At 62.5% G+C, this 24,181-nt stretch carries 14 protein-coding genes; 3 read left to right on the top strand and 11 right to left on the bottom strand.

Translation table 11 applies throughout. From position 1 onward, the window contains the following. Window positions 1–98 precede the first annotated feature (98 nt). Window positions 99–2,753, bottom strand: a complete 2,655-nt coding sequence (locus AC4CS3_RS04070; RefSeq protein WP_490782312.1) for a LuxR C-terminal-related transcriptional regulator — start codon at window positions 2,751–2,753, stop codon at window positions 99–101. A gap of 537 nt (window positions 2,754–3,290) precedes the next feature. Then, window positions 3,291–3,539: a hypothetical protein gene (locus tag AC4CS3_RS04075; RefSeq protein WP_490782313.1), complete on the bottom strand. Its 249-nt coding sequence runs from the start codon at window positions 3,537–3,539 to the stop codon at window positions 3,291–3,293. A gap of 1 nt (window position 3,540) precedes the next feature. Between AC4CS3_RS04075 and AC4CS3_RS04080 the strand changes: the two genes are divergently transcribed. Then, complete coding sequence (locus AC4CS3_RS04080) at window positions 3,541–4,278, top strand: hypothetical protein (protein ID WP_490782314.1); 738 nt, start codon at window positions 3,541–3,543, stop codon at window positions 4,276–4,278. A gap of 128 nt (window positions 4,279–4,406) precedes the next feature. On the opposite strand, the gene AC4CS3_RS04085 is transcribed toward AC4CS3_RS04080, so the two are convergent. Both AC4CS3_RS04085 and AC4CS3_RS04090 read right to left on the bottom strand, forming a co-directional pair. Continuing rightward, the gene (locus AC4CS3_RS04085; protein ID WP_490782315.1) at window positions 4,407–5,786 is read right to left on the bottom strand and encodes a glycosyltransferase family 2 protein; all 1,380 of its coding nucleotides are present in this window, start codon (window positions 5,784–5,786) and stop codon (window positions 4,407–4,409) included. Then, window positions 5,783–6,964 carry a polysaccharide deacetylase family protein gene (locus AC4CS3_RS04090; protein ID WP_490782445.1) on the bottom strand — a complete coding sequence of 394 codons (1,182 nt, stop codon included), beginning with the start codon at window positions 6,962–6,964 and terminating at the stop codon, window positions 5,783–5,785. Before AC4CS3_RS04090 ends, AC4CS3_RS04085 begins: the two co-directional genes overlap by 4 nt. On the opposite strand from AC4CS3_RS04090, the gene AC4CS3_RS04095 reads away from it, so the two are divergent. Together AC4CS3_RS04095 and AC4CS3_RS04100 are read left to right on the top strand one after the other, a co-directional pair. After that, complete coding sequence (locus AC4CS3_RS04095; protein WP_490782453.1) at window positions 6,912–7,223, top strand: hypothetical protein; 312 nt, start codon at window positions 6,912–6,914, stop codon at window positions 7,221–7,223. The two genes, AC4CS3_RS04090 and AC4CS3_RS04095, sit on opposite strands and share 53 nt — an antisense overlap. A gap of 490 nt (window positions 7,224–7,713) precedes the next feature. Next, window positions 7,714–8,877 (top strand): chitinase, encoded by a 1,164-nt coding sequence (locus AC4CS3_RS04100; RefSeq protein WP_490782316.1) that lies wholly within the window; start codon window positions 7,714–7,716, stop codon window positions 8,875–8,877. Between the two features lie 202 nt (window positions 8,878–9,079). Here AC4CS3_RS04100 and AC4CS3_RS04105 read toward each other — a convergent pair whose 3' ends face one another. The 7 genes from AC4CS3_RS04105 to AC4CS3_RS04135 form a co-directional block, all read right to left on the bottom strand. Next, a complete protein-coding gene (locus AC4CS3_RS04105; RefSeq protein ID WP_490782317.1) occupies window positions 9,080–9,862 on the bottom strand; it encodes a hypothetical protein in 783 nt (260 codons plus the stop codon). Window positions 9,863–9,983: 121 nt separating this feature from the next. After that, on the bottom strand, window positions 9,984–10,988 hold the full coding sequence (locus AC4CS3_RS04110; RefSeq protein ID WP_490782318.1) for a dTDP-glucose 4,6-dehydratase: 1,005 nt from the start codon (window positions 10,986–10,988) through the stop codon (window positions 9,984–9,986). Window positions 10,989–11,019: 31 nt separating this feature from the next. Beyond that, window positions 11,020–12,264, bottom strand: coding sequence for a nucleotide sugar dehydrogenase (locus AC4CS3_RS04115; protein WP_490782319.1), 1,245 nt, complete (start codon window positions 12,262–12,264; stop codon window positions 11,020–11,022). Between the two features lie 632 nt (window positions 12,265–12,896). Beyond that, window positions 12,897–15,578 carry a helix-turn-helix transcriptional regulator gene (locus tag AC4CS3_RS04120; RefSeq protein ID WP_490782320.1) on the bottom strand — a complete coding sequence of 894 codons (2,682 nt, stop codon included), beginning with the start codon at window positions 15,576–15,578 and terminating at the stop codon, window positions 12,897–12,899. Then, window positions 15,575–18,352: a helix-turn-helix transcriptional regulator gene (locus AC4CS3_RS04125; protein WP_490782321.1), complete on the bottom strand. Its 2,778-nt coding sequence runs from the start codon at window positions 18,350–18,352 to the stop codon at window positions 15,575–15,577. Before AC4CS3_RS04125 ends, AC4CS3_RS04120 begins: the two co-directional genes overlap by 4 nt. A 212-nt stretch (window positions 18,353–18,564) precedes the next feature. Beyond that, entirely contained in the window at window positions 18,565–21,324 is a 2,760-nt protein-coding gene (locus AC4CS3_RS04130) for a LuxR C-terminal-related transcriptional regulator (RefSeq protein ID WP_490782322.1), read from the bottom strand. Continuing rightward, window positions 21,302–24,022, bottom strand: coding sequence for a helix-turn-helix transcriptional regulator (locus AC4CS3_RS04135; RefSeq protein ID WP_490782323.1), 2,721 nt, complete (start codon window positions 24,020–24,022; stop codon window positions 21,302–21,304). Before AC4CS3_RS04135 ends, AC4CS3_RS04130 begins: the two co-directional genes overlap by 23 nt. Window positions 24,023–24,181 lie beyond the last annotated feature (159 nt).

The raw sequence follows: 24,181 nt of genomic DNA on the forward strand, positions 1-24,181 counted from the left end.
CTACGTGGCAATCGCCAGCGGCTGACCGCCAGGAGTGGCGTCACCTAGTAATTGTCCCACCAATCCGCTTCTCTGCCTTCATCCGCGGAGCGTTGGCCCTACTCCTCCGGCTTCGCCAACTCGTCCCACAGTTCGGAAAGCTTCTGCCTACGTGACACTCCAAGCTTGCCGTAAACCCGCTGCAGGTGGGCGTTGACCGTGTTCACGGCGATACCCAATCGGGCAGCCACCTCCGCGCTGCTTAGGCCTGAGGCCACCAAGGCAGTCACTTCGCGTTCACGCTGTGAAAGCTTGACCACGCCGGGAAGGACCGAGGACGCGGCCTCCGGACTGGCCGGGCGGGGCTCGTCAAAAACGAAAGCCTCCTCCTCGTCTGACCCTTGCTGAGGTTCACCTATGCTTAGCTGTCCTGTTCCCATTTCCTGTCCTGCTTCCTGTCCCGACGGCACGCCGGACTCGGCGCTCCACACCAGCTCGGACACTCCCGCCCCAAGCTGCCGGTCTCCCCGGCTGCCGGTACGGGCCGCCAGGCCGAGATTCAACATTTCAAGCGCCCGGTGCCCCTTCTTGGCGGCAGACCCGGCAAGTTGGAGCAGTTTCCGGTGCGAGTGCTCAGCGCCAATCAGCACTGACCGGGCGGCGGACGAATAGCTTTCGGCGAGCTGCGAAGCAAGATAGTTCCCTCCGCTGGACCTCGAATCGTAGGCCGCCAGTGCCCGGCGTACCTGGTTGACATCGCCCAGCAACCACGCAGCCGCGGCAAGTCCGCCGAGGGCCGGTGGGAGGAGCCCTTCAGGGTCGGCTTCATCCAGCCGGGCCTTGGCTTGGCGGAACTGTTCACATGCCAGTTCCAGGCTCCCCTGCCTGGCAAGTACAAGTGCCCTGTAGAGATGCGCAGACCCGCCGAAATAGCTCATCCGGTTGCTAAAGCTGGAACTTCCGGCGCAGAACATTTCGGGGCCACCCCATTGCCCGCGCCAGATCAGATTGGACCCGTGGATGGTCAGCACGGTGGAGTGGAAGTCCACGGGGCACCGTGGCAGCCGCCCCACGGCTTCGAGGGCCAGCGTCGAAAGAGCGACGGCGTCAGCGAACCGCCCGCTGACGGCCAGCCCTTGGGAGACGAGCGCCATCAACAGCACGCCGGCCTGGACGGGCGGTGGCGGATGGTGCTCCGTACGCAATCCAGGATCGACCAATTGGCTATGGCAAAGCCTTTGGAACAGCTCACCGTTGGCTGAAGGCCAGCTGCCGTTCTGGGCATCCAGATACAGCTGGAGGACATCCAGTTCGTCCCGAACCGCAGACTCGTCAAGATGGGCCGGCTCGCCCGGCTGGATGCCGACAGCGGCAGCCTCCAGCCGCCGTCGGGCATCCTGGAGGACCGCCTGCAGGACACTCGCCCCGGGCGATGTCGGTAAAAGGGCACGCAGCAGAAGCCATACCGCGTGGGCGAAGTCCACAGTCAGGGCGTCCGGGGTGTTTGCCACCAAACCCTTCAAGACCGTCACCGCCCCGGGGAAATCCCTTGTCTGGTAGAGCGCCCGTGCCAGCTCCACACCGGCAACCAGTTCGAGTTCCGGCGCCCGCACCGCTTCCGCGGCCCGCCGGGCCCTCCGATTGTCGTGAATATCGTTTGCAGTAATGGCCACGGTCAATAGATCGGCGTCGGGCACCGGCAAACCGCTTGCCTGTTCAAGGTCCACGCGACGGAACAGGGTCCAGAGCGAGTCATCGGCAACGGTTGAGCTCGTCGCGTAGATGCCCCGTCGAAGTTCGAGGATCCGTTCAGGTCCCAGCTGCTGCCGGGCCAGCCGCGCTTCGATGGCGTGGCTGAGCGTTGCCGTCTTCTCACCGTCCTTCAGGACTCGGATCGTTCCGTCGGCGCGCAGCGCTTCGATCGCCCGCTTTTGGCCAAGTTGTTCAAGGACGGCCAGCGGTATTGGCTCCCCCACTGCCAGGAAGTCCACGACTTGCCGCTGTGGCACCGAATAGCCCTCAAGCCGGTGGCGGGTCAGCTCGAGCGCTTGCGAGCCGTCTAAGCGGATCGGTCCGGACAACATCCAGGAATCAGCCTGCTCCACGATCTCGCCACGCGCTGCGGCTTCGTCCAACAGCAACTTCGCAGTTTGCAGGTTCCCTCCGGTGAGGGCATGGATGTCCCGGACCAGGCTGCGGGCCGCCCGTCCGCCGAGGCGATCATCAAGGAATTCGCGAAGCTGCTCCTGCGTGAGATCGTCCAGCGTCACCACGGACAGCTGCCGCGACACCACGGATTCCATGAGTTCCATTCTCAAGGGCCGGTCGGAGCGGTGGGTGGCAATCAGGCGGATGTCCGGTTCGACAAGCAGCTGGCTCAGGAGCCAAAGAGACATGTCATCCAGGAAATCTATATTGTCCAGCACCAGCAAGGCAACGGATCCGGGTGTCGCTGCGCCACGCACTGCTTTGCGGCAAGCCGCCACGATGGAACCCGGCCACACCTTGGCCCTGGCCGGCAGCTCCGGAACAAGTGCCATGGCGATTCCAAACGGAATGTCCGCGAATGACTCCGAGACGTTGTGGGCGATCACGCTGAAGGAACCGCTCAGCACTGAGGCCGCTGCGTCCAAGAGCGTGGTCATTCCTGAACCCCCCGGCCCCGAGATGACTATCCCGGCCGGTTCCGGCCCTGACAAGGCAATAGCAATCTCCTGGAGCTCCGCTGCCCGAATGATCGGGGGCGAGGTGTGGGTCCCTTCGGTATCGTCCATGGTCCTGTCTCATCTTCGGGCCGCCGGACACACGTTCCTGACGGCAGTGGCACGGACCGGTGTCATTTCCAAACGTTACCTTCGGGTTTCGATCCTGGATTGAGTGGTAACTACTTGGTTTTGCGGGGCCACTTGCACGAAACATCCCTGCTCCACGGAGCCTCCTCGCGAGGTACCACGGCGTCGTTTCCAACCCGGTTTTCCCGCGGGATTTGCCTCCTTTGTTACCGCCCTGTGATCTGACTGTGTAAGCTGGTGCCGCAAGAGTAAGTTCCGGCTGGCTACTTCTGGGGAGTTGAAGCGCAGCCGATTTCCCGACAACTCTGTCGTGCACACCATTTGGCCGTGTACGGCACTGTGGCGTGTTCGCCTGCAGTTCGCCCAATCCGTTGCCCAGGTCTCGTATGTCTATGTCCCCAACAGATATGTCACCCAAAATATGAAACACCTGTTCACAGCTCTCGTCGCCGTGGCGCTTCTTGCCTTCGGCGGGTTCGCCACCATCTCCGCTGTCCAGTCATCACACAAATCCTCCTATCAGGCCGGCGACCGCGGTTCATATTCGCGGCCCAGCTCATCACCCTCCGCTTCATCCGCACCGGCTCCAGCCACAACAGCCGCCGCCACGCCGGCACCGACGCCGACGCCCAGCAATGCTCCGGCCGCGGCGCCGTCGAGTACGCCCGCTCCAGCTGCGCCTGCTCCGACCGCAACAGCCGCCGGCGCGCCCGCACCAACGGCTGCGCCCCTGCCTGTGACGGGAACATACCCCCTGCACACCAACATCGTGAGCACCACCTTCTGGGTGGGCGAGATCTTTAACGCCAGCCTCTCGGACGGCTCCCAGGTCTGCTCCACTTACAACGGCCAGTGGGCTTTGCAGCACACTGGCGTCAACATGGGAACCACTCCGTCCAGCGCAAGCGGTTGCCCCGGCAGCACTTACGGCGGTTGCGACGGAGTCAGTTCCGGCACCGGCACGAGCTTCCAGTGCGCCACGGAACAGCGCGTAGCCAGCAATGGGTACTTCCCGCTGCACCAGGCCAAGCCGTTGCAGAACCCGTTCTACTTGGATCTGCCTTACGACGACGTCAATGACAGCGTCGCTTTCGCCGAGCGTTGCAAAGTGATTCCGTGGGCCGCCGCGGACAACGCCAAAACAGGCGTCAACCACTGCGCGGACTCGAGCTACAGCTACATGAAGAACGCATGGGTCCAGATCACCGGCCCCAATGGCGGCGTTTGCTACGGACAAGTTGAAGATGCCGGCCCCTCCAGCGGCTCGCTCTACCACGATTCCGCCTACGTGTTCGGCGCGAACAACGCCCGTCCGGCCAACAAGTCCTTCTCCGGCGACCCGAGCCAGGGTGCAGGCATGGACGTGTCCCCTGCCCTGAACGGCTGCCTGGGCTTCGCCGAGTTGAACGGCGACAATGACCACGTATCGTGGCGTTTCGTTGACCGCGCCAGCGTGCCGGCCGGTCCGTGGCTCAACGTTGTCACGACTTCGGGAGTCACCAACTAATATCCCGGGACCCCCGGGTCGGCAGGACACTACGCACTCCGGGAGTGTCGGACGCCCATGCCACACAGCCGCAATGGCTGCCTGGCATGGGCGTCCGCGTGTCCGCACACTAGGCCAACGCCTGTGCCCTACCCTGTCCGCACTACAGAAGGCCCCGGGGTCGCGATTTCCTGAGGTTCGCGTTGGATCCGCCGGACGGGGCTGACCCAGACTCCCGACGAATTCGCCGAGTACGCCCTGGGCAAGACCTGGAGGCAGATGACTGCGTCCAGGATCCGCATCAGCGGAAAGAAAGGAGCCATCAACAGAAAGCGCGGATTGCGCATCGAAACAGCGGCAAGGACTGTCAAGAAGAGGTCCGGCAAGAAGACTCCGATGAGAACATCCTGAGGCCGCAGGACACCCGACAGAAAGATAAAAACTTCCGATCGATTGCCAAGAATCCACACTTCGACCGCAGCGAGGGACGATAGCAGGAATGCCGGCACCAGAAGCACGAAGAAGAGGCAGCTGGCTATGAGCTCAACAATGTACAGCCCGAGGACAAACCAGAATCTGCTGAACTGCAGGCCGTGCCGCCTGACGGTCTGCCAGAAACCAAGTATCCACCGGCGCACCTGCTTGATGTAGTCCTTCAGGTTATCCGGATCCTGGGTGTACGCAACAGCCGCGGAGGGATGGAACGCGATCCGTCCCAGTTTCTTCGCATGGATTTCAAACGTCATGTTGAAGTCTTCGATCACCAGTCCGGGCGCAAGGACCTCGATCTTTGCGAGCGCGCTGGTTCTGTACATGCTGGCAAACCCAGGCACGATGGAGACGACGTTGGCGCCCTGCGCTGCCTGGCCGTACTTGAGCAGCAGTTGGACCACAATGTACAAGCGCTCCCGGTAGGCCACCAGGAAGCGGCCGATCGCCGTCGGAGCCGCCGGGCTCATGATCGACTTGGCGCGTCCCGCGACGGCGACCACGGTGGGATCGTCAAACAACGGCAGCCCGGTTTCGAGGTAGTCCGGTGTCGGGCGGGTGTCTGCGTCCAGGAGCATGACTACCTTGAACCGCCTGCACAGATCGAAATGGGCGATGCCCGCGGCGAGTGCGCCGGCCTTGCCACGGTTTGGTTCGAGGTCAAGGACCTTCACACCTGCCGCCCGCGCAATGGCGGCCGTGTCATCAGTGGACATGTCCGAAACGACGTGGATGTTGCGTCGAGGGACCAAAGCGGACGCAGCGAGGATTGTCTCCCTGATGACCAAAGCCTCATTGTGGGCGGCCACGAGGACCGCGACATTCGCCGGGGAGATCCGCACCCCCTTCGAACGATGGCGGGCCCGTTGACGTCGAGGGATCGGCACCTTGCCGCCGCGCAGCAGGGCGATCCACCCGCGGAACCGGGAGGACAACCCCTGGACCCGCCACCATTCCTCAGCGGTCAGGCGGACCAGCCCGGCAAGGGACCAAAAGATCGTGCTTACCCCCAGAACCAAAAAGATCGAAAGAACTATCACGGCGACGGAGCTCCCACTGTGTCGTACATTTCGTAATCATCGGTAGCAAGCTGGCCATCGCTGAAGAGGTTCATTCCAAAGCTGATGGCCTCGGCTCCTGCCGGAACGGGCGGCGTATCCCAGATCGCTTGCTCATAACTGGTGTTGGCCGCGAACCACGGACTGGCCGTCCAGTAGGTCCACGTGCCCAGCTTGTTGCGGTAATACACTTCGAACTGGGTCTTTGCGGTGGACTGGTACCACGCCCTGAGCGAATAGCTGTGGCCGGCACTCACGCTCGGAGCGCACGCTCCCAGATCGAGGACGGGAAGCAGTTTCGCGTCACCGGACGAATATTCGGTCACGTCCAGGCGACGGGCCACCGCACCACTGTGTCCCGGGGTCAACGTGCTCAGGACCACGGCATTCTTGCCATAGGACGATACCTGCCAGCATTCCGGTAAGCCATACTTTCCAGCGGTTTCCAGCCCCGGATTCCGAAGGGCGTTCTTCCCAGGTGCTGCCGGCGCCGCCCCAGGACCGTTCACCACGGGTTTCGCCACGCCGCCGATCACGTCATGTACCGTCCGCACGGCCATGGTCCCTTGTTGGGTCCTGGCCGCCAGCCAAGTGGCGAATTGTTCGAACAACGCGGGGCTGATGGAGCGGAGACTGCCGCTGTTGTCGATGTCGTAGAAGGTCAACTGCAACCAGCCCCCGGCCTTTTCGGCCTGCGTTACTGTCGCCTCAAGGTCGGCCAATGTCCACTTGCTGCCGACCTCCGATGTTGCCTTTGTCCGGAACAGGTCGGCGGGGCGGACAGTTTCCGCGGCCGCGCAGCCCGCGCAGTCGATCGGGGTGGTTATCTCGCCGAGTCCACGCGCGCTGTTGTAGCCGCATCCGGCGACCTGTTCTTCCGACTTTGGCGTTGAAGCCGCAAAAGGATAGGCAAAAGAGGTGACCTTGAAGCCCCAATCCGTGAGGTTCACCCGATCGTTGCAGATCTGCCTCGAGGCTTCGTCCGGCTCTACCGAGGTCACATCGGCAAGAGTGACCGTATGGCCACCGATTTCATTCTGATCAGCGGCCAAGCTGTGGAGATTGTCCGTTGTCATGTAGTCAGGTGCGCCAACAAAGCCGGAGTCGATGAAAAAGGTGCCCCGGAGGCCGTGGTCCTTCAAGATCCGGGCCGCCTCCATCTGGCTTGACCGGCCCGCATCAAACGTCAAGCTGACGGATGAGAGCGGGGCGGCAGAAGGTGTTGGGGTATCGTTCCCGGGCCCAACGAGGGGAGCCTGGCTACCGCCGATCAGCGATGTGGCGCCCGTCAACAAGAGCAGCACCGATACCCACGAGGCAGCCCACAGGCCTGCCCGCTTCCTCGAAGTGCGGATCGGGCCGGATACGATAACCTTCCCCCGGGAACTCATCGCCAACCCGCGCTGCCGCGGTTCCTGAAGGGGCCGGTGGCGACTGGGGGAAGCCTCGGTCTCAAAGGCTTATTCACCACCGGCCCCCGCTCAGGGGCCCTCTCTATGAGGGCGCGCTGCCGTTCGGCAGCACCGTCAATTGGCGCAGGGTCGATGGGAGGGACTGTGCTGAATCCCCCAAGAGCAGGCTCGAACTCCAGGTAAGCGCCTTCTCGGATAAATCCGCCGCGTCCTGTTGCCGCTCGGACCAGAGCGTCCGTTTCCATTGCGAGACCTGTCTTTCCCCCGTTGCCCTCCACCAACTGACACCATCAGCGTATGAATTGAGGCGGCGACGGACACGAGTAGGCTCTACCCGTCTTTACACTCAACCTTGACGTCGGGACAGCGCCACTACTCGTGCGCTACGCGCGAAAACATCGGGATCAAACCCGGGGGGCGCGGCAGGGACGAATCCGATCTGTTCGTGGTCAAATGGTGCAATCAGGGCAGTCGGAGTTTAAGGATGGCGGAAGAGAGTGTCCAGGAAACAGGGAAGCGGCACTTCCGTTACGCCTGAGGCAGGCAGTGCACGTGAAGTCCGTGGCTGGTCCGCCCAAACCCTTGGACCTCTCCGCCGGCTGTCAGGTTTCGCCCGGGCCTGCATTGCCGCAGTCCTTGTGGTGCTGGGGATGGGAGGGATCCTCGTGTGGCGGTTTACTACGGACGCAAACGGTTCCCTCGAGCCCCCGTGGTTTTCCGGCTACGTCGACGTCACTGTGGTCCCTCAGTACGCTTTCGAGTCACCCGTGGGCGAGGGCACCAAGAATGTCACGCTGGCGTTTGTGGTGGCAATGGCTGGACAGGCCTGCACTCCGAGTTGGGGTAGCACATACAGTCTCGATGCCGCGAAGACTTCGCTCAAGCTCGAAGAGCGTATCGCCAAGCTACGGTCAAACGGCGGCGCCTTCGCTGTGTCCTTCGGCGGCTCAGTGAACAGCGAGCTCGCCAACTCCTGCCAGAATGCAACAGATCTGGAAAGGGCCTACCGGGCCGTGCTGGAGCGCTACAACCCCGCAACTATCGACTTTGACATCGAGGGCGACAATCTGGCGGACAGCGCAGCCTGGCAGCGCCGGGCCGCAGCCATCGCTGCCCTCCAGAAGGAGCGGATCCAGGAAGGGCACGCCCTTTCAATTTGGCTGACCCTTCCGGTCACCCCGCAAGGGCTGACCGACGCCGGGACATCAGCTGTTGACCAGATGCTCGCGGCCGGCGTCCAGCTCTCCGGGGTCAACATCATGACCATGAACTACGGTTCAAGCCGGAGTCAATCGCAGAGCATGCTCGATGCCGGAACCTCGGCGGCCGAGTCCACCCACGATCAGCTCAGCATCATCTATCAGCGCGCAGGAACGACCCTCAACAGCGAACAGATCTGGGGAAAGATGGGGTTGACCCCCATGATCGGCCGGAACGATCTCCCAGGCGAGATATTCGACCTCGATGCGGCTCGCGGATTGAACTCCTTCGCCATCAGCAAGGGAGTTCAACGAGTGTCCATGTGGTCCTTGAACCGGGACATGTCGTGCCCGCAGGACACCCCTGAGGATCCGGCCAGCCACGTTTGTAGCGGTATCGATCAAGGAACCCAACGCTTCTCCGACTTGTTGAGTGCAGGATTCCACGCCAAACTGCCTTGACCCCGCCGATTAACAAGCGATCATGCCTGGCTTGGACGTTCCGCCCTGTTCTGGTCCTTGGCTTCGGCCGGGCGGGCGAGGTGCCTCCCGTTGCCGTGTCGAAACAGCTTCTTAAGCCACTGCATGGATACCTCCAATTTTCGAGGGACTGCCCGTACCGGGCTGCTTTACCGGGTTACTTGGACGGCCCCGGCGGCCGATGCTACTTCACTTGGCTGACCGTGACGATTTTCATCCACGGTCCCGCGGGAACCTGGTCCCGCGGCACGAACTGCCAGTCGACTTTGTCCGACTCGCCGTCAAGCTCGGAGAAGCCAAGGCACCCGTTAAGCGCAGGCGAGACATCCATTCCGGCTCCGTTGAAGTTCTTGTTGACTGGACGTGCATCATTGGAGCCGAAAACGTAATTTTTGTCGTGATATTGCCCCGGACCGGCATCTTCAATCTGTCCGTAGCATTCGCGGTTGCCCATCCGGATCCTGACCCACTGGTTCTTCATGTAGCTGAAGGAACGGTTCTGGGCATTGCCCGCGAAACCTGGATCGTTGGCCCACGGAATGACGCTGGCCCGTTCGGCGAACGCGGTGGGATCGTTGACGTCATCGTAGGGAAGATCGAGGTAGAACGGGTTCTCCTTCGGAGTCATGCTGGTGGGCGCGTATCCTTTGGCCTGCGTTCTCGCCTCGGTCTTGCAGCCGTTTGTCACGACCCCGTCACAGCCTCCGTAGCTCTGCATCCATTGGGAGTCGTATGTCGACATCACTTGGCTCCCGTCTGCAGCCTTGGGATCAAAGATCTCGCCAACCCAGAAAGTCGTGGACACGATCCCGGTGTGCCAGGGATACCGGCCGGCTGTTGTGGCTGATTGTGTCGGACTCGGAGACGGACCTGGACCGGTGCAGGCCGCCGTCAGCAGGGTCAGGACCGCAAGTACAGACACTCCGCCCCGGCTGTGGCGCCTCGGTCCGGATGCTGGGCGATTCACATCGTGCTCCTGGAAAAGGGTTCGTCGGATCTTTCCTTGGACAGGGGCAGGCGACCGGTCAGCGCATACTCCACTCACCCAGCCGCCTGTCCGTACGCTGTAGGCTTTCCCATCCGTTGGTTCAAGATGCGAGGGTGATCTTCCACCCTGCGGGATCCAGGACTTTTGCCGGTTTGTAGTCGGCCGCGACGTTGAGGATGATTTCATCCAAGGTGGTCTTCGGCTCGAAGCCAACAAGCCCGAAGGACTTGCTGTTGTCCGGAACCCGCCGGCGCATGTCCTCGTAGCCTTCCGAGTACGCCTGTTCATAAGGCACCAAGGTGATGGTGCTGCCGCTCCCAAGGAGTTCAACAATCCTCTCGGCCAACGTCAGGATGGAAATCTCGTAGCTACCACCGAGGTTGTACGCATTTCCGTAGGCAAGCGGTTCCTCGGAAATACGGACGATGGCGGGAACGATGTCGCCGACGTAGGAAAAGCACCTGGTCTGGTGGCCGTCTCCGTATACGGTCAGGGGCTCACCGACGAGCGCCTGCCGCACAAGTCGCGGAACAACCATTCCGTAGCGGCCCGTCTGCCGCGGGCCCACCGTGTTGAAGAGCCGCACGATGGCAACCGGCAACCCGAATTGGCGCCAGTATGCGTGGGCAAAAGCCTCGTCAATACCCTTGGCCGCAGCGTACGTCCACCGGGATTTGAGCGCGGATCCCAGGATGCGGTCCGCTTCCTCCGAGAGGCTGTCCGAGGTGTTCTTGCCGTAGATCTCGCTTGTGGATGCCAGCAACAGCGAGGCACCTGATTCCAGGACCGAGTCCAGGACCACTTCGGTGCCGTGGATATTCGTGCGGAGGCTCTCCAACGGGTGGTCGACAATCAGATTCACGCCAACCGCGGCGGCCAGGTGGAAGACCCTGTCTGCACCCGCAACCACCTTGTCCACTGCGTCACGATCGAGGATCGTACCCTCGATGAAGTGGAAGTTCCTGTGGCCGATGACGCCTTTGAGGTTCTCCAAGCGTCCGGTCGACAAGTTGTCCAGCACGGCGACTTCGTCCCCGGCCGCCAACAAGTACTCAACAAGGTGGCTTCCTATGAACCCGGCACCACCGGTTATTGCTGTTTTCATTACTCCTGCTTCCGTCGAAAACCTGGTGGATCTAGAGCCGGGTTACGTTGTCGGCCTTGGGCAAGCGGTACGTCGTGTCCAGGACTGCTGGTGCTCCGGCCAGCCAGTCAAGTTCCATCTGGCTGTGCCTCGTGTGCAGGATCACCAGGTCCGCAGCCCAGTCGGCAGGCGATTGCTCGGATTGGAGTGTCCCGCCGTGACCGTCGGGCGCCGTCTGACACCAAGGATCGGAGAATGCCACTTCCGCTCCGTCGGCGATCAAGGCGGCAATGATTTCCAACGCCGGGGATTCCCGGAGATCTTCGACGTCGGGCTTGTACGCGACCCCGAGCACCATGACGCGGGCACCGGCAATACCGTGGTTGCGGTCCGACAGGATACGGCGGGCCTTCTCCACCACCTGGTGCGGCCTGCCTGCAATCCCGGCCATCGCTTGCTCGATCACCGGGGCCGTCAAGCGGGCCTTGCGCAATTGCCACAGCAGGTAGTGCGGGTCGCACGGTATGCAGTGTCCGCCGACTCCGGGACCGGGGGTGAACGCCATGAAGCCATACGGCTTCGTGGAGGCCGCATCGATGACGTCCATGACTTCCATGTTGAGTTCGTGGCAGATATCAGCGAATTCGTTGGCCAAAGCGATATTGACGGCCCTGAAAGTGTTCTCCACCAGCTTGGTCATTTCGGCGACATCCGCAGACGGCACAACGTGAACCAGTTTGGTGCTGGCGCTCAGGAGCCGTTCGGCAACTTCGCCGCAGGCCGGGGTCACGCCGCCGACTACCCGGGGCACGTCTTCGTGGGAGAACGAATCCACGCCAGGATTGATGCGCTCGGGCGAGAAGGCCACGAACACGTCTCGTCCTGGAATGAGTCCCCTCGCAGCCAGGGGCAGGGCAAGAAGGTCGCGTGTGGATCCGACGTAGGTTGTAGAGGTCAGCATCAGCAACTGGCCGGTGGTGGCGAAATCGACCACCGAGGCACAGGCCGCCCGGAGAATACCGAGGTCCGGGACCAAGTACTCGTCCACGGGGGTGGGAACACAGACAACCACCGCCGCCGCGTGGGCAAGCAACGACAAGTCGCTGCTAAGCATGAAGGTCGGATCCAGCAGCGCGTTGCTGAGCCGCTCCTTGTCGGAGTCCAGAAGATCTGCACGTTGCTCGCGGATCACGGCCAGACGGGCGTCGGACACGTCGAGGCCGAGAACACGCCGACCGGAGGCGTTGATCGCCAGGGCCGTGGGCAGGCCGACATAGCCCATTCCTACGATCGCCACGTCGAAAGTAAAAGCCTGGTCCTGTGTGGTTGTCCGTGTTCCCGCGCCCTCAGACCAAGCTGGTGCCTGCGTGTGCAAGGATTGCGGGCTCCCACCCGGCTGTGCATTGAGGGTCTTTACTTTCGTGTTCGGTGCCATGGTCAGTCGACCTCCCGGTGCCTGTTGTCTCCAATGTGAAAGAAAGCCGGCGGCGAAGCGGGATGTGCCCTGGTCTCAGAGGGCACATGACCGCCCGCCGCCGGCTCGATTGTTGGGGTACCCGCAGGATGGGGGAGACCGGTCGCATTGGAGTTGACTTCTCGCCGGATCACCGGGAGGTTTTCCTGTTGCATAGAATTCTTCCTGCGCTTCATCTCGAGACTCACTTATCCCCAAATGAGTGGCGGTTGCCATCAAGAAAAGCGTATTAACGAACCCCTAGGGCGGGCGCGAGTGGGCTCTACCCGTCTTTGGATACGCGGTCCCTTCCGAGGCTTTTGACTACCCGTCCGAGCGCTTTTAACCACTCGATTCAGTACTCGCTTTTAGGCCTCGCGCCCTTTGCGTGCCTTTTGCTGGAGCGCACGACGGCGGAAGGCGGCTTCCGGGAAGCGGTCACCCCATCGCAGTGGGCATATGGGTCGCGCGTGCGATCAGCCCACGCCCTGCATGCCGTGGCCACCGTTCATCAAGTCTTCCCGGTGGCTGATGCCAAGCTTCGCAAACATTCGGTACAAGTGACCTTCAACGGTGCGCAACGACAGGCCCAAGCTAAGCGCAATGTCCTTGTTGCTCGATCCGGACTGCACGAGCGTCGCGATTTCCTGTTCGCGCCGGGTCAGCTTCTGGAGATCCGGGGAGACTCCTTCAACCGCCGGGCCGGCCTTGTCGAGGGCGGCGGTTCGGCGCTTAAGGAGCCGCTGTCCCTCGAGCTGGCGCGCCTTATCTCCCCTGCTCTCCAGGATCCGCAAGGCGTGGCTCGCGCAGTCAGCGGCGGCAAGCTCCAGCCCGTCCCTGGCTGCCGAATCACTCAGCTCAATGAGGCGATCCGCGTCCTTGTGCGTGAGGGCAAGCCCGACGCTTAAGGCGAACTCCGCAGTGCGGCCTTCGCTGCCCTCGGCTACTGCTATCAGCCGACGCGCGACACCGGGGTCTCCCAGCCTCAGGACCAACATCAGGATGTCTATCTCCGCGCCGATGGCTCCGTCCGCGGCCGCGGAATCCGCAAGGGACATGAGTCTCGCGATCGCTGTTTGCGTTCCGGTATGCTCGGCTCGGGCTACTGCCGCATGACCTTGTGCAAGCAGCGACGGATGCAAGCCTTCCCGGATCAATGCGTCGTATTCGTTTGAGTACGTCATTGCAGTGTCCCGGCGTTTCAGGATCGACGCCGCGTACGCGGCGGCAGCAACGGCGTCGGGCAGGTCGCTTCCCATGTCGGAGACACGCAGCATGCTGACCGCCTGGCGAAGCCGTGGCAGCGCCACCCCCAGGTCTCCCCGGCGCAGGTCCACCATTCCCGCAGCCAGGTGGAACATCCCGCCTGCATAGATCAGGGAGTTTGGTGCCTGGGAAACATGGTTCTTGAGGAACATTTCCAGGACGCCGAACTCGCCTGACTGTTGCAAGGCCAGGATGTAGCGGCGCATCACCATCCCTGCGTACTGAAGGCTCCAGTCGCCGTTCGTGGCGACCATCTCCTGTATCTCCATCAGAATCTGGATGGCGGAAACCGGCCGTCCAGTGACAGCCATGGCCTCTGCGAGGAGGGTGCCCGCGACGAGGCGGGACTCGTCGTCGTCCGCTTCTTTCCAGATCTGGCGGAGCTCACGCTCCGTCTCGATGTAGTGGCCTTCGGTTTGGCGGCCTTCCAGAGAAAGGAGCCTGCTTCCGAGCTTCCCGCGTTCCAGCTCATCAGGGCCGATGCCCTGACGGGATTCGGCGAGCCTGGCCAGGGCTGCTTCCCATTCGTACGCGGCCTGTTTGATGGCGTTCGGCCCGACGCCTTGTCGCCCGGCAAGCTGGGCCGCCAACATTGATGCCTGCCGGACTGTCCGCGGATCATTTGTCCGATCCACGACCCCCGCAAGGGACGACACCGCTCCCCGGATGTCGCCCCGGTACCATTTGGCCCGCGCCACCTCCACTTGGGCGGCCAGCCTCAGGGAAGGATCCTTGATTGCGCCGGCTACCCGTTCCACGTAGCTGGGGATGAACAACCGGTTGGCCAGCTGGGCCGCTTCCAGGATGTCGGAGTCCGGAATCTCGGTGCCAGATTCCAATCCCCAGGAGACGTAGCGCAGCAGTCCGTCCATGGTCTGGGGCTTGGACTCCATGAGGTTCACGATGCGCCGCCGGATGGTCATGCTGTGGGCGGTCGGGACCAGCTGGCGAATCACTTCGCCAACCAACGGCTGGGCAAGCCGGACATGCCGCTCGCGGTCGGACGCGATCTCGATGAAATGCAGTTCCTGCAGTTCGTCCACGGCGCTGGAGTCGCTGGCCTGTTGCACGACATTCAGCGGGACGGGCTCCGCCAGTGCCACGGTCTCCAGGGTCTCACGCTGCGCGGCTCCCAGCATCAGGATCTGGTTCCGCACAAGGTCCATCAAACGCACGCTGGTCCCCCGGAGCTCGCCCGAAAGCATCCAGGCGTCGTTCCGGCAGACCAATTGGCCCAACGATTTGGCGTGCTCGATGAGTTCCAGGAGGAACATCGGGTTTCCGCCGGAGTACTTGCAAAGGACGGCGCTGGTGCCTTGGACGACTGGCGCATCCAAGGCCTGCGCGCAAAGTTGGTTGACTTCCTGCTCGTTGAGCGGCTGCAGGTCGAATCGGTCCACGAGCCCTTCGGACCACATCGAGAAAACCTCTGCCGGCGGCGCGGGATACGGACGGCACAAGAACACGACTTTTGCGGCTTCCGCTGCCGCCAACTGTGCCAGGACAGCGACGCTGCTGTCATCGATGTGATGTGCGTCCTCCACGATCAGCACGGCTGGGGCCGGATGCGGCTGTCCTGCCGGGTTCAACGCCGCGACTACGGCCCTCAGGACCGACAACGGTTCGTTGATCTGGCTTGGGGTCAAGGCCGTCAGCAAGGGTGCCAAGGCAGCAAACGGTACCGAGGCCAGGGTGGGGCCGGCAAAGACCCTGAACGGGCGGACGCGTTGCCCCAATTCATGGACCACTTCGTTAATCAGTGCCGTCTTGCCGATGCCCGCGTCACCGAAAAGCAGGACCCCGGGACCATTGACGTCAAGAAGGCAGTCGACGACGGCTGCCATCACGTTGTATCGTCCGACGAGCGCATCGGCCGCGACCACTTCAGTCATTTCGCACCACCTTCGACGTTTCCAAGCGCGAAGCTCAGCTCGGAGCGTTCAACGATTTTCAGCTTGCCGAAGATCTGGTACAGGTGCCCCTCCACCGTGCGAACTGAAACATGCAGCTTCGCAGCGATACCTTTATTGCTCTCCCGGTTCGCCGCCAGCTTGGCGATCTCCATCTCGCGTGCAGTCAGCTTCAACCCCTCTTGGTTGCCGCTTTGCGGGGTGCGCAAGCGCTGCCGGCACGTCTCCGCGAGTTGCCGCGCCTTCCTGAGTGCCGTCTTGTCCAGCTGAACCTGGTCCAGGTGCAACACGGTCTCAGCGATATCGAAGGCGAACCTGTCGTTCTGCATGTCTTCGGCCAACCGTGCCGACTCAAGAAGAAGCTCTGCGCTTCCGGACATCGTCGCCCGCGCATACGCAACGCACAGTTCGGCGAATCGTCCCTGGCACCGGAGGGCCGAGTCCAACAACCGTGGAGCCGCTGCAACTGCGCCAAGCCGAACGGCTGAACTGAGGCAAAAGATCTCGTGACCGGGGGCACCTTCGTCCCGGTCGGCGTCGGCCAAGCGGAGGAGCTCCTCGACGGCGGCCTCCGGTCCGTCGACCCGGTCCCGGGCCAACGCCGCGAGGTACCTCTTCGTCCGCTCCTTGCGCCACGTCGGCCGGCGCGGCTCGGTGGAAGCTTCCTTCAGATAGCGCCGGGCCTGCTCCTGCCCACCTTGCAAGGCCGAGGCGTAGGCCGCAGCCGTGCAGGCGACATCCAGCATGCCTTCGTTGTCCTGGACCCGCAACTGGCTTATCACCGGAATGAGCGCGTCCAAACCGTCCTGGCCCCGCCCTTGCAGGCACCGGAAGATCGCTTTGGGAAGATCGATCGCCGTGGGCAGTGCCTCGGCCGCGGAAACCAAGAGGTCATCGCCGGGTTGGACCATTTCCGCCTCTTTATCCCACCGTCCTGCAAGGACGAAGGCGAACCGGAGCCGCGATGTGGCGCGCCGGGCTGCGGCGACCGAAACAGCGGGATCATGGCAGTCAGCCATCAGCTGTTCCGCCATGTCCGCCGCCTCGGATTGCCGTCCCGTCAGGGCCCACGCCTCGCACAGCCAGCTTCCGGCAAGGAGGCGGAATTCGGTGCCGTGCGATTCAAAGTCTTGAAGGACCTCTTCCAGTCTTGCTGCCATCTCGACGTAGGAACCCGAATAGCTGGCTGCCTGCGATTCGGCCAGGACAAGTTCCTCCCGCAAGGCGGCGATGTCCTGTCCTTCGCCGACTTCTTCTTCGAGCCGCTTGCGGACGTGGGCCAGCGTTTCGCACGCTTGCGCCGTAGTTTCGGGAAGGGCCAGAAGAACCGCGGCCTCGGCCAGCTTGAGCCGGACCCATTCGGCAAGGGTGGATTCATCCCCGGGTTCATCCAAATGAAGACTCAGCAGGTCCCTGGCCCCGGCGACGTCACCCAGGGTCATCATCGCCCGGGCTTCCTCGGCTATTGCCCCAGGCATCGTCGCGTGGCCTGGAATGGACCGGACCAGGCGCAGGGCCAGCCGTGCATCAAGCTGCCGGTTCGCGATCGAGGCAGCTTCAAGCGCTTCTTCCCTTCCCAGCTTGGCTCCGCAGTCCAATGCCCACGCGGCCATGGATAGCAGCATCGAGCGTTGGCCAAGGTCCGGATTCATCGACCTTAGGAGCAGGCCCCGGAGTTCGTTGCTGCGGCCAGGGGGAACGTTCGCCCGGACCACGTCACCCACCAGCTGGCTTTGGAGCCGGGCCATCCTGGGCAGCGAATCGTCGACGACGAGGACGCTCCTCTTTTCCAAGGAGTCCACATCGTCCGCCGGGGCGAGTGCCAGCAGGGATTCCAGGGGCACGGCCCTTGCCAGCGAAAGGATCTCCAGGACTTTGCGCTCACCGTCGCCCATTCGCCCAAGCCGCGTGGTGATGAGGTCGGTGATCGCCCTGCCGTGCTGTTCGCTCCGGGAAGTCAGGACCCAGACGCCGTCGCTTTTCAGTAGCGAACCGGATTCGGCGAGCTCCGCCGCGAGCATCTTGAGGTAGTGGGGGTTGCCTCCGCTTGCTGTCCAGAGGGCATGTGCGCCGGACGCAGAGACCTGTGCTCCCAGTCCGGCCTCGAGCCAAGCGTGCGATTCCTGGAATGTCAGTGGTTTGAGGTCTATCCGGTGCAGGAACCCATCACCGCAAAGCCGCGTGATCTCGCCGCAGAGGCGCTGCGGGTCGGTGCAGGTGAGGACAAGCTGAGCAGTGCCGTTCCTCGCGAGTTGGGCCACTGTCATCGCCGCCAACTCATCAAGCTCGGCCGCGTTTTCTATGACCAGGTATACCGGATTTCCCTCGGAGCGCTCACGGAGCAAATTGGTGAGCGCCGACAGCACCAGGACGGGATGCGCCAGGTATCCAGGGTCAAGGTCGCTCAAAAGGATATTGAGGGCGCCGTACGGTGATCTCGCCAACGCGGCGCTGCCCCGGATGACGACGACGAAAGAGCGCCCGCGTAGTTCGTTCACCGCGCGAGTAGTCAAGTAGCTCTTGCCGCTCCCCGACGGGCCCGTAACAAGGACACCACCCTTGGAAGCTGCCAGCGCAACGGCTATGTCTTCAACAGCGGCCCTAGGTCCAATCGGCGGCCAGGCCGTCGAAATTGCCGATTTGCCTCCGGTTCCATCAGGCGAGGACGGAGCCGAAGATGCGTCGAATGCCTGGTACCGGGACCCGCCCCCGGACCGAACGGCATGGACCGTAGATGCACTGCCTGCTGTCAACATGAGCGAGACCCCCAGTGATCGAGTGGTGACACCCCCCAATTAACCAGCTAGCCGTCGGGCCCACACCAGTAGTGAGTACTCGACTTTCATACTGCCGGATACTCGTATGCGGGTGTGAGTACCTTTTCCCCGGGTGGCAGGTACTCGTCACTGGCAGTGGCGCCCGTTCGAAATCGAGAGTGCACTACTAGTGCCTTCGGTAATTCCCGGCTTCAGCTTGTACTCGACGCTCCGTGCGCGACGGCGGCGGCCCCTGCAAGTTCGTCCCTGCCGGTGATCCCCAATTTCGAATAACAACGGTACAGATGCCCTTCGACGGTCCGGACCGAGATAAGCAACGTGTCCGCAATCTGCCGGTCGCTGAGGCCCTGAACCGCCAGGTTGACAATGTCCCATTCCCTCCTGGTCAGCTTCGGAACTACCGACTCGTTCTGTGTCTCCTCGCTGCCCTGGCCCAGTTCTTCGTTGCAGCGCGCCAGCCCCGCGCGCGCAACGGCACTGAGCTCCTTGGTGCGGCCGCGATCCGGTGCTGCCAACGCCAAACCATAAGCCTTCGCGGCTAGATGGTAGACGGTGGCCGCCTGTAGCTTCTCCCCTGCGGATAGATACCGGGCAGCCCCCCCGAATTTAAGTGCCCGCCCATATTCGGCGAGCGCTTGTGCCCACTCGCCCTCCGTTGCAGCCGCGGTTTCACAAAACCGGTCCAGCCTGCTGAGATCGCCCAGGCCAAGCGCAAGCTCCAGGGCATGAAGTTCAAGGTACGTGGCGTTTTCCTTCGCCGCGTAGTCAGCGTTGCGGTGCAACCCTTCCACGCCGGAACCGTCGGCGTGGAGGAGTTCAAGCGCGGCGTCGAAAAAACTGTTTGCCTGTGCCGCGAGAAGGTGGGTGCTGTGTTGTCCCCAGTCCTTGTAGTCCGCCCGGAACCGTTCGGCTTCAGTCAACCCGGCGCCGGCTGCGGCGTAGAAAGCCATGGCGGCACAAAGTCCGAAGAGATTCTGCGGATCGCTGTCCCTCAAGGCTTCGAGTCCCGCAGTCAGCAGGGGCAAGGCGTCGCCGGACTTTCCCTGCCTGATGGCAATGTACCCGGCCACCACGTAGGCCGCGCCGCCGAAGGTCGCCATCGAGACACCCGACGATTCGTAGTACCTGTCGAGGAGTGTTTGTGCGTCGGCCCAGTCACCTACAGCCAGTGCGCAAATGACGAGGCGGGCAGAAATGAATTCGGGGATGAAGAAGACATCGTTCTCCTGGGGCTGCGCCAAGCCGGCAGCCTCGAGAACCAACAGCCTTGCCTGCCGCCCGTGGCCGAGGGCGCAAAGCATTTCTGCCTTCAGGGCCAGCGCCAGGGCCCTGAATAGGGGGGCCAAAGAGCCTTCCACGGTTCCCGACTGAAGGAGCACGTGCTCCAGTTCGGGGCCCATCCTCTTGTAGTCGCCGTCCACGGAGCCGGCAAGCAGCCCGATCACGGTGACGGCGAGCGCCACCGAGGCTTTCGCGTCCGGCGTCCGCTGGCCCTCGATGCCTGGCTGCTGTTCGCCCCATTCGCGGAGGACCTCGGCCTCTGCCCGTATCACGGAAGCGGACTGCCCGACGGCGGCAAGCGTGACCGCGCGGAGAACGCTGCTGGATACGACGTGGGAGGGTCCGGCAGCCCCATCCACTGTTTCTTGGGTCAAGGCTGCCGCAGCCTCGTCCCGGCGGCCGAGATTGAAGTACGAGCGAGCGATAACTGCCTGAGCAACCGATTGCCATTGCATGTCCTGTACCGCACCCGCCATGCGCAGTGCCGTCTCGCTCTGCAGTAATCTCGCCGAAAGCACCGCCGCCCGGATCAAAAGACGATCCGGTACGTCCGCTCCGCAGTCGAGTGACCACGTCACCATCCGCAACAAGGAGTCCGGGTTGTCCTCCAAAACATCCATCCGGGAGATCAACTGCCGATGCAGTTGGAGGCTCTGCGCGGCCGGAACGATGCTTCTAAGCACTTCTCCGTAGACCGGATTGACGAGTCGAAGGTTTGGCAACCCATTGCCCCCGGGCTTGATTAAATGCTGGTCCACGAGCTCTTGGACGGCCGCTTCTCCGGCCACAACGTTAATCAACGTCTCGTCCACCGGTTCTGCCAATGCGATCAAACTCAACGCTTCCCTGCCCGCGGCCGAAATGCGCATCAGCTGAAGTTTGACCACAGCTTCCAGCTTTACCGTGTGGACCGGTGTCGCGGCTGTTTTGAGCCAAACGCCGTGCCTCTGGACGAGGGTACCCGAGCTCTCGGCTTCGCGGACAAGGGTCTTCAAAAGAAGGGTGTTGCCGCCCGCCTCGGTCCAGAACCCATGGCTCGTGCTGTTCAGGACGATTCCCCCCAGCAATGCCTCGCACAGTTCGTGGCCTTGCTCAGCGGTCAAAGGCTCCAGGTCAAACCACTCGGCAGTCCCCTCGTGCCACAAGCGCAAGAGCGGCCCGGGAACTCCCGGCCGTGGAATGCATGCGGCCACGATTTTGGCCCATCCTGCCTGGACAAGCTCGGTCAGCATCGCGCATGTGGCATCGTCAAGGTAGTGCGCGTCATCGACGAGCAGCAAAGCTGGTCCGGTACCTACGCGGACGCCCTCAAGATGATCCCAGAGTGAGCGAAGCACGGCGACCCGGGAGGATATGTCGGCAAGCGAAAGATGGGCAAGAAAAGGAGCCAGTACCCCGTACGGGACCGCGGTCAGTGACGGACTTCCGTGAATCGGGACTACCGCACGTTCCCCGTCAAAGGCGCTTCCCAGTTGGGCCAGGAGAGATGACGCGCCGAGACCGGAATCGCCCACGATGAAGACGGCCGAACAGTCATCCGCACGGATGGCAGCGGTAATTCCAGGAAGCAAATGCCCATAGTCGAGCCACGGTTCGGGCGGCCTTGTACCGCGTTCTCCGACATGACCATGCACCGCCGCAGCGTTGTCATGACTGCGCGGTTCCTTCAAGCTCGCTCCTCGATGAGATTCCCATTTTCGTGAAGATTTGGTAGAGGTGGCCTTCGACTGTGCGCACGGAAACTTGCAACTGGTTGGCTACCTCTTTGTTACTCAACCCTTGACTGGCCATCTTTGCAACCTGACGCTCCCTTTCCGTCAGTTCGGGTCCGAAAGTGTGTGGTGTCAGGGGTAGTACCGGCACGGTCCCGACCAAGCGGTCCAGCCGCTGTTGGGCCAACCTGGCGGACGCTGAATCGCCGGCTTCCCGGGCGATGTCCAAGGCCAGGACGGCACAACGGGACTCTACCGCATCCAATTTCAGTTCCTGGGCAACCGAAGCAGCAAGAAGCAGCGTCTTCGGGTCCTTCTTGCGGGTTCCCTCCGCCACCATCCGGTTCACTGCGGCCATCTTGCCCTGGCGGCGGGATGAGACCTGCTCCAGGAGCAGCAGCTCCTCTTCGGTGCCGTGCACGGTGGCGCCGAAGAGGCTGATTGACGCCGTGGTGATCCGTCCCTTCGCCAAATCCCGGTTGGCCGACTCGATGAGACTTTGCTTCGCCCCGGGATCCTTCAGCCAGCGTCTTGCCATCTTGACGCAGAATTCGGCCATCCAGGCGGGGAACCAGGCTGTTTCCCCTTGTCCCTTTTCCGCCAATTCGAGAAAAGTCCGGGATTCCTTCACGTCTCCGGCCTGGGCGTACGCAAAAGCGAGCGCGGAGTAGGCCAATGCTGGTCCATAGTAGTTGCGCCTGATCTCCAACTGCGCCTGGGCCCCCAGCAGGGTGTCGATCGCCACTGTTGCCCGTCCGGCATAGGTGTAGGAAACGCCAAGGGCAAGTTCTGCGGCACCGCCAAGGTAGTGGATGTTCTTTGGTTGCTGATCGAGGGTCGCCGTCAGCATCCGGGCAAGTTCTTCCCACTGTCCGCTGCATAGGAGTGCGGCAAACAAGCCTTCGGACAACCAGTTATGCAACCGCGGCCGTGCCTTTGCGCGCTGAATCTTGTGCCTCAGCTCGCGCGCCAGCTCGATCGCCTCCATTTCCCTGCCTAGTACTGCCCAGGCCATGGTCAGCAGGCTCCCGCAGCTCAGCCTTTGCTGAAGATCAACGCCATCCCGGTACTCCTGCTCCAAGGCTTCGGCAACTTCGGCATACTCGCCCTGATGGACGTGGAGCTCGAAACTCGCGAGCCTCAGCATCCCGCACGCCCGTTCGATTTCAGTGGCATCCGCTCCGGCTTCCTGCGATCGGCGGGAAAGGTCCTCCCCCGCCTCAGCGATGAGGCCCGGGATCTGGAGGTGCCCGCCTGGAATCCACAGCAGCGCACTGCAGAGCTCCTGCACATAGTCCGCATAGTCATACGCCGGGAGGCGCCGAAGCTGCTCGGGCGCCACATCCTTCAATGCGGCCACCGCAGCCTCGTGCTCGGCCAGAATGACGTGGGAAACGCATCGTTGCTGGGCGGCAGCCACCCATTCCTTGTCCTCGCGTCCGATCTGCCGGGCACATTCCAAGGCGAACCAAGGATCGAATTGCCTGTTCGCTGCCGTCGCAGCCGCCAGGGCCACCCCGGGTTCAAGGGTTTCGCGGACGTTCAGCGTCGAAGAGGCAAAGCCCAGGAGCGCCTCGGCATCCAGGTCCCGGGTAATGCTGCCGATCACCCCGGCGGCGAGCCGCCGCAGTTCATTCCTCCGTGGCAGGTCCATCCAGCCCCGAATGACCTCCCCCATGTACTCGTCGCGCAGCGCCACCCGGCGGGCCCCTGACGCTTCGATGCGGAGGTAGCCGGACCACTCCATCTCGGCAACCACTTCAGGTTCCAGGACGTCCAACAACACGGCGAGTGGGGCCGTTCGAATGAGGGCAAGTAGCTCCAGCGCTTCCCGGACCGCAGGGCTCTCCCTGGCCAGGCGCGAGCGGACCAGATCGGTCAGGACTTCGGCGGATGAAAGGTGGATTTCGCCCTTCATCGCCCAAACCTGCCCGGCCAGGTGCAGGTTGCCTGAGCGGAGCTGTTCAGTGACGATGGCTTGGAGCACCAGGGGATTTCCACCGCTGGACGCGTGCAAAGCGCTTGCAGCCGTAGCAGTCACCCGTTTCCCAAGGACGCCGCTGAGCAATTTGGCAACTTCCGCGCGGGAAAAGACCTGAAGTTCAACCTCGTCCAGGAGGCCGTCTTTCAACAGCCTGACCAGATCTTCCGGCATGTCTGTGGCTTGGCGGACGGTGACGAGGACCTTTGCGGTCCCACTGATTAGTAAGTGCACGAGAAGTGCTGTGCTCATGGTATCCAAAGCGGGAAGTTCCGAAAGGATCAACAGCACTTCGCGTCCCGCGGCGTCCGAACTTATCAAATGCGAGATGCCGTGGATAATCGCGCCAGGGGAATCTGCGGCATCGATTGGCAGCCTCGCGAGCAGATGGGCCAAGGCCCCAAACGGAGTGGTGACGTCCGTGGAGCCGTGCAGGTGCAGTACGTGGGACCTTGGAGTGAGGCGGGCCTCTACCGAACGGGCAAAAGTCGCTTTGCCCACGCCCGGCGCGCCAACCACCACCACTCCATACAAGGACGGGTCGCCGAGGGCTTCAATAACCGTGTTCTGAAGATCCTGCCGGACCAGCGACGACCATTTTCGACGCTCTGCAGCGCCCAGTGCTTGCCGCTCCGTTGAGGGTCGCTCTGTTTCAGATTCCGGTGTTGCTCGCAATTTAGATCACGCTACCTTCGCAGCTCTGGCGGACGTGACGTTCAGCGGGTCGTTTGCTTTTGTATTTCCTCTTCACCCCCAGCAGTGATTTGCAAAGTATCATAGCGATCGGCGCGAATCAATTAGTCAGCCGACGAACCATCAGAGTACTTGTTAACC

The sequence above is a fragment of the Arthrobacter sp. SE2 genome, from assembly GCF_058244265.1.

Excerpts from the sequence above, each read along its gene's own strand:
- AC4CS3_RS04070 (WP_490782312.1), bottom strand. The coding sequence starts at position 2,753 with ATGGACGATACCGAAGGGACCCACACCTCGCCCCCGATCATTCGGGCA.
- AC4CS3_RS04075 (WP_490782313.1), bottom strand. The coding sequence starts at position 3,539 with ATGTTGGTGTGCAGGGGGTATGTTCCCGTCACAGGCAGGGGCGCAGCC.
- AC4CS3_RS04095 (WP_490782453.1), top strand. The coding sequence starts at position 6,912 with ATGAAAAAGGTGCCCCGGAGGCCGTGGTCCTTCAAGATCCGGGCCGCC.
- AC4CS3_RS04090 (WP_490782445.1), bottom strand. The coding sequence starts at position 6,964 with ATGGAGGCGGCCCGGATCTTGAAGGACCACGGCCTCCGGGGCACCTTT.
- AC4CS3_RS04110 (WP_490782318.1), bottom strand. The coding sequence starts at position 10,988 with ATGAAAACAGCAATAACCGGTGGTGCCGGGTTCATAGGAAGCCACCTT.
- AC4CS3_RS04120 (WP_490782320.1), bottom strand. The coding sequence starts at position 15,578 with ATGACTGAAGTGGTCGCGGCCGATGCGCTCGTCGGACGATACAACGTG.
- AC4CS3_RS04125 (WP_490782321.1), bottom strand. The coding sequence starts at position 18,352 with ATGTTGACAGCAGGCAGTGCATCTACGGTCCATGCCGTTCGGTCCGGG.